The 15,844-nt window shown below is 60.3% G+C and carries 13 protein-coding genes; 2 read left to right on the forward strand and 11 right to left on the reverse strand.

Annotated features, from left to right (window positions below):
* Nucleotides 1-10 precede the first annotated feature (10 nt).
* Together G5306_RS19360 and G5306_RS19365 are read left to right on the forward strand one after the other, a co-directional pair.
* Entirely contained in the window at nt 11-2,200 is a 2,190-nt protein-coding gene (locus G5306_RS19360; RefSeq protein WP_216952443.1) for an immunoglobulin-like domain-containing protein, read from the forward strand.
* A 168-nt stretch (nt 2,201-2,368) separates the two neighbouring features.
* Complete coding sequence (locus G5306_RS19365) at nt 2,369-5,875, forward strand: hypothetical protein (protein ID WP_421313505.1); 3,507 nt, start codon at nt 2,369-2,371, stop codon at nt 5,873-5,875.
* Between the two features lie 83 nt (nt 5,876-5,958).
* On the opposite strand, the gene hemB is transcribed toward G5306_RS19365, so the two are convergent.
* From hemB to codB, 11 genes are all read right to left on the reverse strand, one after another.
* The gene (gene hemB, locus G5306_RS19370) at nt 5,959-6,975 is read right to left on the reverse strand and encodes a porphobilinogen synthase (protein ID WP_158114365.1); all 1,017 of its coding nucleotides are present in this window, start codon (nt 6,973-6,975) and stop codon (nt 5,959-5,961) included.
* Between the two features lie 3 nt (nt 6,976-6,978).
* A complete protein-coding gene (locus tag G5306_RS19375; protein ID WP_107683504.1) occupies nt 6,979-7,764 on the reverse strand; it encodes a TatD family hydrolase in 786 nt (261 codons plus the stop codon).
* A gap of 188 nt (nt 7,765-7,952) precedes the next feature.
* The gene (gene tatC, locus G5306_RS19380; protein ID WP_005342401.1) at nt 7,953-8,708 is read right to left on the reverse strand and encodes a twin-arginine translocase subunit TatC; all 756 of its coding nucleotides are present in this window, start codon (nt 8,706-8,708) and stop codon (nt 7,953-7,955) included.
* On the reverse strand, nt 8,705-9,169 hold the full coding sequence (gene tatB / locus G5306_RS19385) for a Sec-independent protein translocase protein TatB (protein WP_113740661.1): 465 nt from the start codon (nt 9,167-9,169) through the stop codon (nt 8,705-8,707). The genes tatC and tatB overlap by 4 nt, the downstream gene beginning before the upstream one ends.
* Nucleotides 9,170-9,172: 3 nt before the next feature.
* A complete protein-coding gene (gene tatA, locus G5306_RS19390) occupies nt 9,173-9,424 on the reverse strand; it encodes a Sec-independent protein translocase subunit TatA (protein WP_103251634.1) in 252 nt (83 codons plus the stop codon).
* A gap of 42 nt (nt 9,425-9,466) precedes the next feature.
* On the reverse strand, nt 9,467-11,107 hold the full coding sequence (ubiB, locus tag G5306_RS19395; RefSeq protein WP_005339383.1) for a ubiquinone biosynthesis regulatory protein kinase UbiB: 1,641 nt from the start codon (nt 11,105-11,107) through the stop codon (nt 9,467-9,469).
* Nucleotides 11,107-11,715 (reverse strand): ubiquinone biosynthesis accessory factor UbiJ, encoded by a 609-nt coding sequence (locus tag G5306_RS19400; protein ID WP_129504992.1) that lies wholly within the window; start codon nt 11,713-11,715, stop codon nt 11,107-11,109. Before G5306_RS19400 ends, ubiB begins: the two co-directional genes overlap by 1 nt.
* Before the next feature lie 8 nt (nt 11,716-11,723).
* A complete protein-coding gene (gene ubiE, locus G5306_RS19405; RefSeq protein WP_005342396.1) occupies nt 11,724-12,476 on the reverse strand; it encodes a bifunctional demethylmenaquinone methyltransferase/2-methoxy-6-polyprenyl-1,4-benzoquinol methylase UbiE in 753 nt (250 codons plus the stop codon).
* Nucleotides 12,477-12,541: 65 nt separating this feature from the next.
* Nucleotides 12,542-12,919 carry a fluoride efflux transporter CrcB gene (gene crcB / locus G5306_RS19410; RefSeq protein ID WP_005339378.1) on the reverse strand — a complete coding sequence of 126 codons (378 nt, stop codon included), beginning with the start codon at nt 12,917-12,919 and terminating at the stop codon, nt 12,542-12,544.
* A gap of 95 nt (nt 12,920-13,014) precedes the next feature.
* Complete coding sequence (locus tag G5306_RS19415) at nt 13,015-14,280, reverse strand: cytosine deaminase (protein ID WP_421313507.1); 1,266 nt, start codon at nt 14,278-14,280, stop codon at nt 13,015-13,017.
* Nucleotides 14,274-15,518: a cytosine permease gene (gene codB / locus G5306_RS19420; protein WP_279497185.1), complete on the reverse strand. Its 1,245-nt coding sequence runs from the start codon at nt 15,516-15,518 to the stop codon at nt 14,274-14,276. The genes G5306_RS19415 and codB overlap by 7 nt, the downstream gene beginning before the upstream one ends.
* Nucleotides 15,519-15,844: the final 326 nt, after the last annotated feature.

Here is a 15,844-nt window from a genome sequence, read left to right on the forward strand (position 1 = left end):
CGGAGAGACGATGAACAAACTCAAATTATCCCTGCTTGGCTGCCTGCTCGGCATGGGCACCCCCATGGCATATGCCGCCAGTGCCGGTCAGGCGATGGTTAACCCCCAGTCCGGCGTAGTGGTCGGCTACTGGCACAACTGGTGTGACGGCTCGGGCTACAAGGGCGGTATCGCCCCCTGCGTCAAGCTCGATCAGGTCAACCCGCAATACAACGTGGTCGATGTCTCCTTCATGAAGGTCTATGGCAGCGATCCCATCCCCACCTTCAAACTCGACCCGGCCATCGGCATGAGCGAAAGCCAGTTTATCGAGCAGATCGCCGAGCTGAACCGTCAGGGCCGAGCCGTGCTGCTGGCGCTGGGCGGTGCCGATGCACACATCGAGCTGCGCAAGGGTCAGGAGCAGGCCTTTGCCGACGAGATCATCCGTCTGGTGGAGACCTACGGCTTCGACGGGCTGGATATCGATCTGGAACAGGCCGCCATCACCGCCGCCGACAACCAGACCGTGATCCCGGCAGCCCTGCGTCTGGTCAAGGATCACTACCGCGCCCAGGGGAAAAACTTCCTCATCACCATGGCGCCGGAGTTCCCCTATCTGACCCAGACTGGCGCCTACATCCCCTATATCCGCAATCTGGAAGGGTACTACGACTGGATCAACCCCCAGTTCTACAACCAGGGTGGCGACGGTATCTACATCGATGGCATCGGCTGGATTGCCCAGAACAACGATGCCCTGAAAGAAGAGTTCATCTACTACATGGCGGATTCGCTGAGCAACGGTACCCGCGGCTTCTACAAGATCCCCCATGACAAGCTGGTGTTCGGTATTCCGACCAACATTGACGCCGCAGCCACTGGCTATGTGCAGGATCCGCAGAAGCTCTACAACGCCTTCAACCGCCTGAAGAGCGAGGGGCAACCGCTGCGTGGCGTGATGACCTGGTCCATCAACTGGGACATGGGCCGCAACGCCGCCGGTCAGTCCTACAACGAATCCTTCATAAAGAGCTACGGCCCCTTCATCCACGATCAGGAGATCACGCCCCCGGTCGACAACGGCAAGCCGGTGTTCAGCGGCCTGAGCGATACCCGCATCAAGCAGGGTACTGCCTTTGATCCGCTGGCCGGGGTCAGCGCCAACGACAAGGAAGATGGCGACCTGACTGGCCAGATCCAGGTGGAAGGATCGGTAGACAGCCAGCGCATCGGCCTCTACCCCCTCACCTACAAGGTGAGCGATCGCGACAACAACGTCACCGAGCAGGTACGCACCATCGAGGTCTACAGCATGAAGCCGGTGTTCAGCGGTGTCACCGACACCACGCTGGAACTGGGTACCGCTTTCGATCCGATGACCGGCGTCAGCGCCCATGATGAAGAAGATGGCGACCTGACCGCCCAAATCAAGGTCAGCGGCAACGTCGACAGCAGCAAGGTCGGCCGCTACACCCTCACCTATCAGGTGAGCGACAGCGCCGGTCAGCAGGTAACCCAGCAGCGCAACGTGACCGTCAGGGAGCAGGGCGCCGTCTGTGAAAACAGTTGGGATGCCAAGAAGGTCTACGTGGGCGGCGACATCGTCAGCCACAACGGCAAGAACTGGCTGGCTGGCTGGTGGACCCAGAACGAAGAGCCGGGCACCACGGGTGACTGGGGCGTCTGGCGCGTACAGGGCGACAGCGACTGCGGCGGCACAACGCCACCCGCCGAAGGCAGCAGCGACTTCACCGTCAGCGCCATGGCGAGCGAGTACACCATAGTCAACGGTCAGGTCAGCATCCGTTTCAACGTGACCACCGCCAACCCGGTACAGATCACCGCAACTCTGGAGCAGAGCGGACTCAGCCACGGTACCACCAGCAGCCAGGTGAACGGCACCAGCACCCTGGTGCTGCAGGGCAGCAATGTCACCGATGGCAGCTACGAAGTGGTGATCACCGGTCTGGCTGACGGCCAGCAGCCGGTGGTGCAGCGCTTCCCGGTTGCGCTGACCGAAGAAAGCAGCAGCGGTGGCGAAGGTGACTACCCGGCCTACGCCCCCAACACCGGCTATCAGGCCGGTGATCGGGTCAGCAATGCCGGTGGCAACTACGAGTGCAAACCCTGGCCCTACAGCGGCTGGTGTGGCGGCTCGACCAGCCACTATGCGCCGGGTACCGGCTCTGCCTGGAGCGATGCCTGGATCAAGCTCTGACCTTGCCCCAACCACTAACGGGGGCCGACAGGCCCCCGCCCATATCCTGCCCGTCGGCCACGCTGCCGATGGGCAGGATGCACTGACCCGGACGGGTTAGCCCCTCTCTTTTACATGCTTGCCAACCACCCAAAAACATCCAACAACAACCAAGATAAGGAAATCACCATGCCAAGAACCACCAAGCTTGCCACCCTGCTCGGTTTGCTGCTGTCGGCCCATGTCGTGGCCGATGAGCGCGAACAAGCCTATTTCAAACAAACCTATCAGGAGCACTACGAACAGATGACGGCACGCCTCGCCGCGCTGCATCAGAGTGCGGCTGACGAGCAGGACGTGATCATCAAGGATGGCAAGCGCCACCTTGCCATCAACGGCCTGCTCTACCCGCTGACGGCGGATAACCACATCCTGTTCGATCTGCCCAAACCCCACTTTTTCGACGAAACAGCCATTCGTAACGTCTTTGATTTCTTCGATGAGGAGTGGGAGCTGACCTGGTACGACGGTGGGGTCGTAGCGGTCAACAAACGCTTTGGCAACTATGACTACGGCAACGGCTGTCTGCTGGAGTACTTCCCCCACGGCCAGATCCAGAATGGCGAACGCCCCCGGGTGGTGATGGAGACCAGCTCCTGCAGCGTCAACTCGTTTGCCACCTCGCTGCAATATCTGGACAAAGGCGAGGAGCTGACGGCCGACCAGCTGGGGCTGGACGCCAGCCTGATCACGGCGGTCGAGCGCTATCAGGATCGGCTCTATGTCAGCCAGAACGGCAATCCGGGCCATGTGGCCATTATCGATATCCCGAGCCGCCAGCAGATTGGCGAGATCCGCGGCACCGCAACCGGCAGTACCACGGCCTACAACCAGGTCAGCGAACTGTTTGTCCGCAACAACCAGCTCTACGTGGTCTCGCGCTACTCGCACCGGGTCGATATCTTCGATCTGGCCGACGAGCATCGCCATGTCACCACCCTGGGAACCGGCCGAGATTCCGGCAGCAACAGCCTGCACCGCGCCCAGGCCGTCTTTGCCAATCAGGATTACGTGCTGGTGGCCGATGCGCTGAGCGAGATCAAGGTCTACCGCCAGCAGGATGTGACGCCGGAGAACAGCCTCAAAACCCCCATCGCCGGTCGGCTCGCCTTTGAAGGAAAATACAGCCACCGTCTGGTGCAACTCCATCAGGTGGGTGACTATCTCCTGGCCCACACCTCCGGCAAAAACTACTACATCTATGACCTGCGCAAACTGGCTGATGCCATCGCCAGCAACACCCCGCTGGCGCCTGAGCAGGTGATCGCCGACAGCAATCTGCAAAAAATCGACATGGATGGCGATCGGCTGGTGGTGAACTTCAAGGACCGCATCGAATGGCATGATGCCGATACCCTGATCGCCAACGACTTTCAGTTCAAGAACCCGACCTTTACTGTTCGGGAGATCAACCAGCAGCCCGTGGCGGCGCTGAAAGATCTCCAGCTGGCGGGCTCGGCGCTTGTCACCGCCAACGAGCGCGGTCTGGGTTTCAACCAGCTGCTGAGCAAGGAGATCAGCTTCACGGCCGACGAGCAGTTGCCGGCTCGCCCGCTGATCTTCGATCAGCTGATGCCGACCGCAGTCAGCTACATACTGCGCAATGACGAACCCTACGAGGTGCTGATCGATCGCGCCCAGCGTTCGGTCAACATCAATTCGCTGGTCAAGACCGAGCTGCTTGATAACGACACGGTGCGCATCACCAACTATGCCGCCAGAGAGCTGCATGACATCAATATCGAGTCACGCCTGAACGGTATCAACAAGTGGCTGATCTTGGGCCAGCTCGATCGCCTGCCCGCCTATGCCCAAATCACCCTGCCATTGAGCGCCTTTGGCGAGCAGGGACGCTTCAACAGCGCCAGCCGCGACGGAGTGTTTGATCTCAACAACCTGCTCGACAACAGCATCAATCTGCCAGCCCAGTTCGAGCACAGGTTCAGCTCCAACTCGGATCTGTTTGCCCAGAAGCTGGCACGCCTCAAGCCAAGCTGGAACGTGCGCTTCGCCACCAACACCAGCGGCTCCTGGCGCCCCATCAATGCCCTCTACGCCCGCGAGTGGCTGATCATCGCCACCAACCTGGCCTACATGGTCTCGACCGAGGAGTTCAAACACGTCTGGTACAACTTCAAGACGGTGAACGGCTACGAGATGTTCGGCAATGGCGGCAACAGCTATGTGCCGAACGGGATCTTTACGGCAGCCGATTATGACTACTACTACCACAGCCTGATGAAGCGCCCCTACCTCAACCTGGGGATCACCGCCATGGGGGGCGGGCTGGGGAGTGGTGGCATCACCGGGGTCGATACCTTTAACTTTGTCAGCCACTACTACGGCAGCTGGGGCATCATTGCCCACGAATTTGGCCACGGCTTCGATGGGAAGTCCTACAGCCATGAGAGCGCGTTTGCCCGTGGCAGCCACGGCTGGCATCCCCTGATGACGGGCATGGCCAACTACCATATCCGCAAGGGCGACCTGCCCTATCTGGACGATGATCTCAACGGCTTCCACAAGCCGGAAAACGACATCTATCGCTACAACTCGGTCAGCCAGGGGGCTCGCAAGCACCGCGCTGACAGCCACATGTACTATACCGACCACTACTTCATGCAATTCTCCACCATGCCGCAAGGCTGGGTAGCCAACGGCAGCGACTTCAGTGTTGGGCAGCTGGCGGCCCTGACCAATCAGGAGCGACTGCTGATGGGCTGGATCCTCAAAGAGTCGGAGAAACGCAATCTCTGCCGGTTCACCTTCCAGGATGGCGAACAGTACTACGGGTACGTCGAACAGCGGGCTGATGGTCTGCTCTGCGATGCCGGCTCCCTGATCCGCTATCGTCAGCCCGATGGCCAGTTTGTGCCGCTGGTCTCGGCCATCAACCAGTTTGACTGGCTGTCACTCCACCACAAGGGCAAGCTGGATCAGCCAGTGCTGCACCAGAATGGTCGCCAGCTCTGCTACAAGAATGTGGCGGGCTTTTACGGTATCGGCTTCGTCAATGACAACAACCAGTGCACCCAGCTGCCCAACGTCTATCAGACCAATGGCAAACACTGGCTGACCAGCTCTGGCTGGACCGGTCTGACCTACCTGAGCGGGGACTTCATCCTGCCCACGACCGGTAGCAGCAGTGACTTCACCGTCACCGATCTGGCGTCCGAATATCTCATCGTCAACGGCGCGCTCGACTTCAGCCTGACGCTGACCACCGCCAACCCGGTGACCGTCACCGCGACCCTGTTGCAGGATGGCAATCCGGCCGCCACCGGCAGCGCCCTGATCGATGGTCAGGGTTCCCTGCAGCTGGCACAGTCGGGCCTAGCGGCCGGCAGTTACGAGCTGTTGCTGGCGGGCATGGCTGAGGGGAGCAAGCAGGGCTTCGAGCGCCGCTTCACCCTGGCGTTGGTGGAACAGGCACCGGGTGGTGACAGTGACGGTGGTAACGGCAGCTACCCGACCTATGTTGCGGGCACCGCTTATCAGAGTGGCGAACGGGTCAGCAATGCCGGTGGCGACTACGAGTGCAAACCCTGGCCCTACAGCGGCTGGTGTGGCGGCTCGACCGGCCACTATGCACCGGGTACCGGCAGCCACTGGAGCGATGCCTGGATCAAGCTGTAATCATCCGCTCGTGACCAAAAGAGAGCCATAACGACAGAGGGGGAGCCATCGGCTCCCCCTCTCGTTTATCTCTTCAACCCGGCTTAACGGGCATCTTCCTTCAGCCACTGCGCCACGCGCTTGGCGAAGTAGGTGAGGATGCCATCGGCCCCGGCCCGCTTGAAGCAGAGTAGAGACTCCATGATGGTCTCCTTCTCTTTCAGCCAGCCGTTCTGGATCGCCGCCATGTGCATGGCGTACTCGCCGCTGACCTGATAGGCGAAAGTCGGCACGCCGAACTGATCCTTCACCTGACGAACCACGTCCAGATAGGGCATGCCCGGCTTGACCATCACGCTGTCGGCCCCTTCCTGAATATCCAGCGCCACTTCGTGCAGGGCTTCGTTGCTGTTGGCCGGATCCATCTGATAGGTGGCCTTGTTGCTCTTGCCGAGGTTGCCGGCAGAGCCAACCGCATCGCGGAACGGGCCGTAGTAGCAGGAAGCGTACTTGGCGGAGTAGGCCATGATCTGGGTGTTGATGAAGCCATTCTCTTCCAGCGCAGCGCGGATGGCGCCGATGCGGCCATCCATCATGTCGGACGGCGCGACGATATCGACCCCGGCCTCGGCATGGGAGAGCGCCTGCTTGATCAGGATCTCGGTGGTGATGTCGTTCAGCACATAGCCTTCGTCATCGATAATGCCGTCCTGCCCGTGGGTGGTGAACGGATCGAGCGCCACGTCGGTGATGACCCCGAGCTCCGGGAAGCGGGCCTTGAGGGCACGCACGGTGCGCTGGGCCAGTCCGTTTGGATTGTAGGCCTCTTCCGCCATCAGGCTCTTGCTCTCCAGCGGAGTGACCGGGAACAGGGCAATAGCAGGTACGCCCAGCTCCACCAGCTCGGCGGCTTCCCCCAGCAGCAGATCGATGGAGAGACGCTCCACCCCCGGCATGGAGGGAACGGCTTCCCGACGGTTCTCCCCCTCCAGCACGAACACCGGATAGATGAGATCGTTGACGGTCAGTACGTTCTCGCGCACCAGACGACGGCTGAAATCATGTTTGCGCAGACGGCGCAGGCGGCGGCCCGGAAAGGCGCCCGGAAGAGTTGTAGCCATGAATCACTCCTGGAGAGGAAGTTGGAAGAACGCGGCGGAGGTGGCCCGGGTATGGGCCAGCAAGGCCTCGGGCGCTTCACCACGACAGGCCGCCACCACCTGTGCGATGTGCGGCAAAAAAGCGGGTTCGTTGCGTTTCGGGCGCGGTTTCAGATCCCGCGGCACCAGATAGGGGGCATCGGTCTCGATCATCAGCCGACCGGCCGGAATACGGGCCACCTGTTCGCGCAGCAGCTGGCCGCGGCGTTCGTCGCAGAGCCAGCCAGTCACCCCGATATGCAGCCCCAGCGCCAGACACTCGTCCAGCTCCTCGTCGGAACCGGTGAAGCAGTGCAGCACGGCTCCCGGTAGTTTCGGCAACCAGGGACGGAGGATCTCAATAAAACGGGCGTGGGCATCGCGGCAGTGAAGGAACACCGGCATCCGGAGCTCGGCAGCCAGTGCCAGCTGGGCGTCGAATACCGCATCCTGCACCGGGCGGGGGGAGAAGTCGCGGTTGTAGTCGAGGCCGCACTCGCCGATGGCCACCACCTGCGGCAACGCCGCCAGCTCGCGCAAGGCGGGCAGGGTCGCCGCATCGACACTCTTGGCGTCGTGGGGATGGACCCCGGCGGTGGAGAAGCAGTAGCCCGGCCAGCGGGCGGCCAACTCTGCGCTCTCGCGGCTGCCGTCCAGATCGGTACCGGTCAGGATCAGCGCCTCCACTCCGGCGGCACGGGCACGGGCCACCAGCTCAGCCTGCTCGCCGGCGAACTGGCTGCTGGTCAGGTTTAAACCGATATCGATCATGGGATGAGGCGTTCCGAACAAAAGGAATACATATCAGGTATTTGAAAACCATCTACCGAATGGGGTCTTACCATACGCCTCGAACGGGAGCATGAAAAGAGGAAGGGAGCCTCAGCTCCCCTCGTTCTGCTATTCCTGCGGACTTCGTCATCCTCTCGCCGTCCGGCAAACAGGTGACGAACAGAGCCTCAGCTCTCCACATCCGGTTGTTCCTGTTGCTCTTCATCCTCTTTCTTCACGTAGAAGCGGGCGAAGAACAGACCTATCTCCCACAGCGCCCACATCGGGATGGCGAGCAGGGTCTGGGAGAAGACATCAGGCGGCGTCAGCAGCATGCCGACCACAAACACCCCGACAACGACGTAGGGACGTTTCTCCTTCAGGTTTTGCGGTGTGGTCACGCCGGTCCAGCAGAGCAGTATGGTAGCCACCGGAATTTCGAACGCCACCCCGAACGCGAAGAACAGGGTCAGTACGAAGTCCAGATAGCTGGCTATGTCGGTCGCCACCGTCACCCCGGCAGGGGCGGTACTGGTGAAGAAACCGAACACCAGCGGGAACACCACGTAGTAGGCGAACGCCATCCCCGCATAGAACAGTAGGGCACTGGAGACCACCAACGGCATGATCAGGCGCCGCTCATGCTGGTACAGACCGGGGGCGATAAAGGCCCAGGCCTGATAGAGCAGATAGGGGATCGCCACGAAGAAGGAGACCACCAGGGTCAGCTTGATCGGCGTCAGGAAGGGGGTCGCCACATCCGTCGCTATCATGCTGGTCCCTTCCGGCAACTGGCTGAGCAGCGGCTGGGCCACGAAGTCGTAGATGTTGTTGGAGAAGTAGATCAGCGCCAGAAACACCACGAGGATGGCGGTAATGGAGCGCAGCAAACGGGTTCTCAGCTCAACCAGATGGCTGATCAGGGGTTGTTCGGCCTGACTCATGGCTTCACCTCCCCTTTTACTGCGGAGTCGCTGACCGGCACCGGCTCACTCTCCCGCTGGCTGTTGACCGGCGGCACGTCGTGGCTCAGCTGCACCGCAGGCTCCACCGGCGTGGCAGGCTCAGCCTGGACGACCGGCTCGGGGCGCGGCGGACGGATCTCGTTCTCCACCTGATAGGGGCGATTGACCGACTGGGCCGCCGCTTTGAGCTGTTCGATGGACTCCTGCAGCTCGGGGCTCAGGTTGCTCATCTGCAACTGTTCGGCCTTCTTGAGGTCGTTATGCAGCTCTTGCAACTTGAGCTCCTGCTCCAGCTCGGACTTGACCGAGTTCGCGGTCGAACGAATGAGGCGGATCCAGTGGGTAGCCGTGCGGATGGCAACCGGCAGCCGCTCGGGCCCCAGTACCACCAGTGCTACCACACCGATAACGACCAGCTCCCAAAAACCGATATCGAACATGGCTTAGGCCTGGTCTTTGTCTTTCTGCTTGGCGGTCTCACTGCTCTGAGCGGCCGCTTCGTTCAGCTGTTTCGGGGGAAACTCGGCATCTTTCTGCTCGGCCTTGGCATCAGCCGGCTCGTCGGAGAGGGCTTTCTTGAACCCTTTGACCGCCGCGCCCAGATCACCGCCAATGCCGCGCAGTTTCTTGGTACCGAACAGCAGCACGACGATGACTGCAATGATCAACAATTGCCAAATACTGATACCACCCATGATTTTCTCTCCAGAACAGGCGCCTGACGGCGCGGTTGTTGATTAATGGGAACGGGTTCGCAACCAGCCGACCAGCCAGCAGAGGGCTGCACCGGCGAGACTGGCTTGTCCCCACTCAATGTGTTGTTTTTGGGTCAGCAAGAATACACCCGCCAATAGCAGGCTGGCTCCAACCCCTAAGAGGTAGCGGGCCTGCCCCTGCCGACGGCTGTGACGGCGGAACTCGGCAAACATCTGGTCGAAATGACGCTGCTGATGACGGGTCTGACGCAGGGTCTCATAGACCAGCTCCGGCAGCTCCGGCAGCTTCTCCGCCCAGAATGGCGCCTTCTCCTTGATGGCGTTCAATACCGACTTGGGCCCGACCTGTTCGTGCATCCAGTTCTCGAGGAACGGCTTGGCGGTCTGCCACAAATCGAGCTGCGGGTAGAGCTGACGCCCCAACCCTTCCACATAGAGCAGGGTCTTTTGCAGCAGCACCAGCTGCGGCTGCACCGTCATATGGAAGCGACGCGCGGTGTTGAACAGGTTGAGCAGCACGTGACCGAACGAGATCTCGGAGAGCGGCTTCTCGAAGATGGGCTCCAGCACGGTGCGGATGGCGAACTCGAACTCGTCCACCTTGGTGTCTGCCGGTACCCAGCCCGACTCCACGTGCAGCTCTGCCACCCGACGATAGTCGCGGTTGAAGAAGGCGAGGAAGTTCTCAGCCAGATAGCGTTTATCTTCCCGATTGAGGGTACCGACGATGCCGCAGTCGATGCCGATCCAGAGCGGGTTTTCCGGGTGTTCGTAAGAGACGAAGATGTTGCCCGGGTGCATATCGGCGTGGAAAAAGCTGTCGCGGAACACCTGAGTGAAGAAGACCTCTACCCCGCGCTCGGCCAGCAGCTTCATGTTGGTGCCGTTGGCTTCCAGCGCCGGGATATCGGAGACCGGAATACCGTAGATGCGCTCCATCACCAGCACCTGCTCGCGGCAGAGATCGGTGATGATTTCAGGCACATAGAGCGCCTCGGAGCCGGTGAAGTTGCGGCGTAGCTGGATGGCGTTGGCCGCTTCGCGCATCAAATTCAGCTCGTCGAGGATGGTCTTGCGATACTCCTCCACCACCTCGATGGGGCGCAGCCGCGCGCTCTGGGGCACGAAGCGGGCCACCAGACGGGCCAGCGCCTGCATCAGTCGCAGGTCGGCCTCGATGACTGGCTCGATATCGGGGCGGATCACCTTGATGACGATCTCGCGGCCACTCTCCTTCAGGCGGGCGGTATGCACCTGGGCGATGGAGGCCGACGCCAGCGGCGTCTCGTCGAAGTCGTCAAACAGGGTTTCGATGGGACAACCCAGGCTCAGCTCGATCTGCTGGCGCGCCGCCTGACCACAGAAGGGGGGCACCCTGTCCTGCAGCAGGGCCAGCTCCTCGGCGATATCCGGCGGCAGCAGGTCGCGGCGGGTCGAGAGCATCTGGCCAAACTTGATGAAGATGGGGCCGAGAGCCTCGAAGGCGAGGCGGATGCGGGCTCCGCGGCTGAGATCCGGTTGTTTGTTCTTGAGCCAGAACAGGGAGCGACGGGCCAGACGACCCGGCCAGGGTTGATAGCGGGCGGGCACCAGTTCGTCGATGCCCTGCTCCAGCAGGATGGTGATGATGCGATAGAGGCGTTTGAACTCCTTCGGGGTCATCAGGTCACCTGCTGTTCGAAGCGGGCCAGCCGCAGTTCGACGGCCTTGAGCTGCTGGGCCAGCACCTCGACGTCATCGTTGAAACTCGCCACTTCCAGCGGGCCGGGTGCGAGGCGGGCCTCTTCGGTCAGATATTCCGCCAGCTGGCTGCGGGTGCGGCACAGCTCGCGACCGACCAGGCGACGCGCCTGACGGGCACCACTGAACAGGGTGTGGGCCAGCACGTCGCCGGTATAGCGCGACAGCTCCTCCTCCCAGTCGATATCCAGCTCACCCAGCAGCACGCTAAATGCCTGCACCAGCTGGGGATCACCGCTCAGATCCAGCTTCTCCTCACGGATATAGCGGGTCAGAGCGGACGGGTCTTTCAGCAGACCGAGGGCGGTCAGCGACAGGCTAAGCACCGCATCGGCCTCCCCTTCATGCTGGGCCAGCACATCCAGCCGACGCTCGGAGAAGACAAACCAGAGCGGCTTGAGTTCACGCAGCTCCAGCTTGAGCACCTTGCCCACCAGTTTGCGCAGCCGCTCCGGACTCTGTTTGTCCAGCACCAGCAACTGGTTGAGGCTGGTTTCGATCACCGCGGTGACCATGGCATCCATCGGCATAGGCAACCTTAAAACTTGTAACCGCGGTGCAGGGCGACCACACCCTGAGTCAGATTGAAGTACTCCACCTGCTCGAAACCGACATTTTCCATCATGCCGGCCAGGGTCTGCTGATCCGGGTGCATACGAATAGACTCTGCCAGATATTTGTAGCTTTCACTGTCGTTCGCGACGATTTCGCCCATTTTCGGCAGCAGTTTGAAGGAGTAGAGGTCATAGAGCTTGGCGATCACTTCACTGACCGGCTTGGAGAACTCCAGCACCAGCAGACGGCCACCCGGCTTGAGCACCCGGAACATGGAGGCGAGCGCCTTGTCCTTGTCGGTGACGTTGCGCAGGCCGAAGCCGATGGTAATCACGTCGAAGTGGTTATCCGGGAAGGGGAGCGCCTCGGCATTGGCCTGCACGTAGGAGACGTTGTTGGCGACCCCCAAATTGCGCAGCTTGTCGCGGCCCACTTTCAGCATGGAGTCGTTGATATCCGCCAGCACCACCTGACCGGTTTCGCCGACGATGCGCGAGAACTTGGCGGTCAAGTCACCGGTACCACCGGCCAGATCCAGCACCTTCTGGCCCTTGCGCACACCGGAACAGTCGATGGTGAAGCGCTTCCACAGGCGGTGGATGCCGAACGACATCAGATCGTTCATCAGATCATACTTGGCTGCCACCGAATGGAAGACACCTGCTACCAGAGTTTCCTTCTCGGTCGCGGCCACGGTTTTAAAGCCAAAATGCGTTGTCGTTGCTTGTTCTGACATCCCTTAAACACCCATAGAGCAAAGAATGGCCGCCAGTTTACCAGAGCCACTGGCGTCCGGACACCTTAAACCCGGCTCGCAACCAACTGCATGCCCAGCACCACCATGGCCAGACAGAGGAAGAGATTGAGACCGATATTGAGCAGCGCTTTCAGATAGGCTCCATGTTGAGCCAGCACCACCGTATCGAGGGCAAAGGAAGAAAACGTGGTCAGGGCACCGAGGATCCCCACCATCAGCAGCGGCTTCATCGGGTGTTCTACCACATGACCGTGACTGATGAGGGCGAACGCTACCCCCATGATGAAAGAGCCCACCACGTTGACCACCAGAGTCCCGTAAGGAAAGTGGCGCCCCAGCAGCAAGGCCATCAGTTCGGCAATCCCAAAACGAAGGCAGGCGCCGATGGCGCCCCCTGCAGCAACATAGAACCAGGTTTGCATGGTGTCACTCCCTCAGGGTCAGGCCGCCATTATGTCGCAATGGCGGCCCTTGTGCCCAGAGGCGGAACTAATCGTCATCCAGCCTGATTGAAATCTCAGCGGCGAAAATCGATGGGCTCTGGCTGACCCAGCACGATCTCGGTCTGGGCCGGGCGGGTCTGGGCAATCACCTTGCCGTGGCGGATCGAGTAACGCACCGGCACCTGACGGCGCACCGCATCGAAGCCGTTGTCGGCAGGCAGGATCAACAGGTTGGCCGGTTTGCCCACCTCGATACCATAGCGATCCTGCACATTCAGGGTGCGGGCGCTGTGGCTGCTGATCAGCTTCAGACCGTCGTTGATCTGCTCGTAACCCATGATCTGGCAGACATGGAGCCCCATATGCAGCACCTGCAACATGTTGGCGGTGCCCATGGGGTACCAGGGATCGAACACGTCATCGTGACCGAAACAGACGTTGATGTTCGCCTCCAGCATCTCCTTCACCCGGGTAATACCGCGGCGTTTGGGATAGGTATCGAACCGCCCCTGCAGGTGAATGTTCACCAGCGGATTGGCCACGAAGTTGATGTCCGCCATCTTCAGCAGCCGGAACAGGCGGGAAGCATAAGCGCCGTTGTAAGAGTGCATGGCGGTGGTGTGACTGGCCGTCACCCGATGGCCGATACCCCGCTCGTAGGCGAGAGTCGCCAGCGTCTCGATGAAACGGGATTGCTCGTCATCGATTTCGTCGCAGTGCACATCGACTAGAACCTGATACTTCTCGGCAAGATCGAAGATGTAGTGCAGACTTTCGACCCCATATTCCCGGGTAAACTCGAAGTGGGGGATCGCGCCAATCACGTCGGCGCCCAGTTTGAGAGCCTCCTCCAGCAGTGCCTTGCCGTTGGGGTAGGAGAGAATTCCCTCCTGCGGGAAGGCGACGATCTGCAGCTCCACCCACTCCTTCATCTCTTCCCGCACTTCCAGCATCGCCTTGAGCGCAACCAGATTGGGATCGGAGACATCGACGTGAGTACGGACAAACTGGATGCCGTTGGCGATCTGCCACTTCAGCGTCTGGATGGCACGCTGTTTCACATCCTCATGGGTCAGCAGCGCCTTGCGCTCGGCCCAGCGCTCAATCCCCTCGAACAGAGTGCCGGAGAGGTTCCAGCTCGGCTCGCCCGCCGTCTGGGTGGTATCGAGGTGAATATGGGGCTCGATAAAGGGCTCGATGGCCAGACCGCCCTCCCCGTCCAGCACCCGACCGGCGACGGCATGCTCGTCATGGGGCTCAATGGCGGTGATGACCCCATCCTGACAGCGGATCTGCCACAACCCTTCCCGATCGGCCAAACGAATATGTTGAATCAGCATTTGTTAGCTTCCTGTACCAGAACCGGCCGCTGGGTGAGGCGAACCAGAATGAAATAGGTGAAGGCGGCGCCCAATACCGCGTTGAGTGGCACTATGCCCGGCAGCCACTTGCCGACAGCCACCCCGACTGCCGTGGCGACCAGCGCCTGCCAGCGCACCGTCTCGAACTGCTGATCGGCAAATTGACGGTAACGCTCACGATTGAGCAGGAAATCCATGATGATAATGCCACCGATCGGCGGAATTGCCGTACTCAAAAAGGCCAGCCAGCCGACAAAGTTGTTGTAAAGCCAGAGGGCGCAAGCCGTACCGATGAGGCCGTTGATCACGCTGAGGGGCTTGCTCTTGAGACCGGTAATGTTGGCAAAACCGAGGCCGGAGGCGTAGAGAGCGTTGTCGTTGGTAGTCCAGATATTGAGGCCCAGCACCAGAATGGCGGGGATCAACAGCCCCTGCATCAGCATCACTTCCGAGATATCGGCCTGACCGGTCACCGCCGCACCAGCAGCACCGAAGACGAACATTAGCGTGTTGCCCAAAAAAAACGCCACCATGGTAATCATGACGGCGCCCCAGGGTTTGCGACCAAAGCGAACAAAGTCGGCGGTCAGGGTTCCTGCACTGATAAAGGAACCAACCACCATGGTCAACGCCGTGGTGAACTCTATGGGATTGCTTGGTTGTACCTGCTGCAGTGCAGCCATGCCACCGGTCGATGTCACCGCCAGCCAGACCGAGTAGCCGCCAAGCAGTGCAATGGCCGGTACGGCCACGAAGCTCAGCACCATCAGGGCGGAGATCCCGAAGTAGACGGTCACCGTCATCAACATGCCCGAAATGGCGATCAGCCAGTTCACATCTATGCCGGTCGCCTTCTGCACCGGCAGGGCAAACATCGCCACGCCAACGCCAAACCAGCCGACCTGAGTACCGCCGAGCAGCAGGGATGGCAGCCAGGAACCTTTCACCCCAAAGGAGTAACGAGCCAGCAGATGGGTAGAGAGGCCGGTTGAGGCACCGATATAACCGAGACAAGCGGTGTAGATACCCAGCAACAAGTTGCCGAGCAGTACCGCCTTGATGAAGTCATCGAACACCAAGCCGGTGCCCAGCGCACCACCGGTCCACATGCTGGCAGAGAAGAAGGTCAGGCCGAGCATCACCAGCATCAGCGACAGCACACCTTTGCGCCCTTTGGCGGGTACCGCCCCCAAACAGTATTCGTTATCCTGCGCCATGCTCTCTCTCCACGTAATAGGCAAAACGCGCCGGATTTTACATGTAAAACGTTTTACGTCAATCAATCATGGTTAAATATCTGGATAAAACCATCAATAGCAGTCAAATGAGTAACACATTAGGACTCAAACCAGCAGATAAACAGTGTCGACTGCAAGCAGAGGGGGGTTGCGGGAATGGGGAATGTAAGGGGATATCAAAAATGACAGATGCAAAAAAGCCTCCCTTTTCAGGGAGGCTTTCTATTTAATGGTGCTGATACCCAGAATCGAACTGGGGACCTCATCCTTACCAAGGATGCGCTCTACCGACTGAGCCATATCAG

Origin of the sequence: Aeromonas sp. 603404 (assembly GCF_049171775.1) — a bacterium.
Taxonomy (GTDB): Bacteria; Pseudomonadota; Gammaproteobacteria; order Enterobacterales; family Aeromonadaceae; genus Aeromonas; species Aeromonas veronii_A.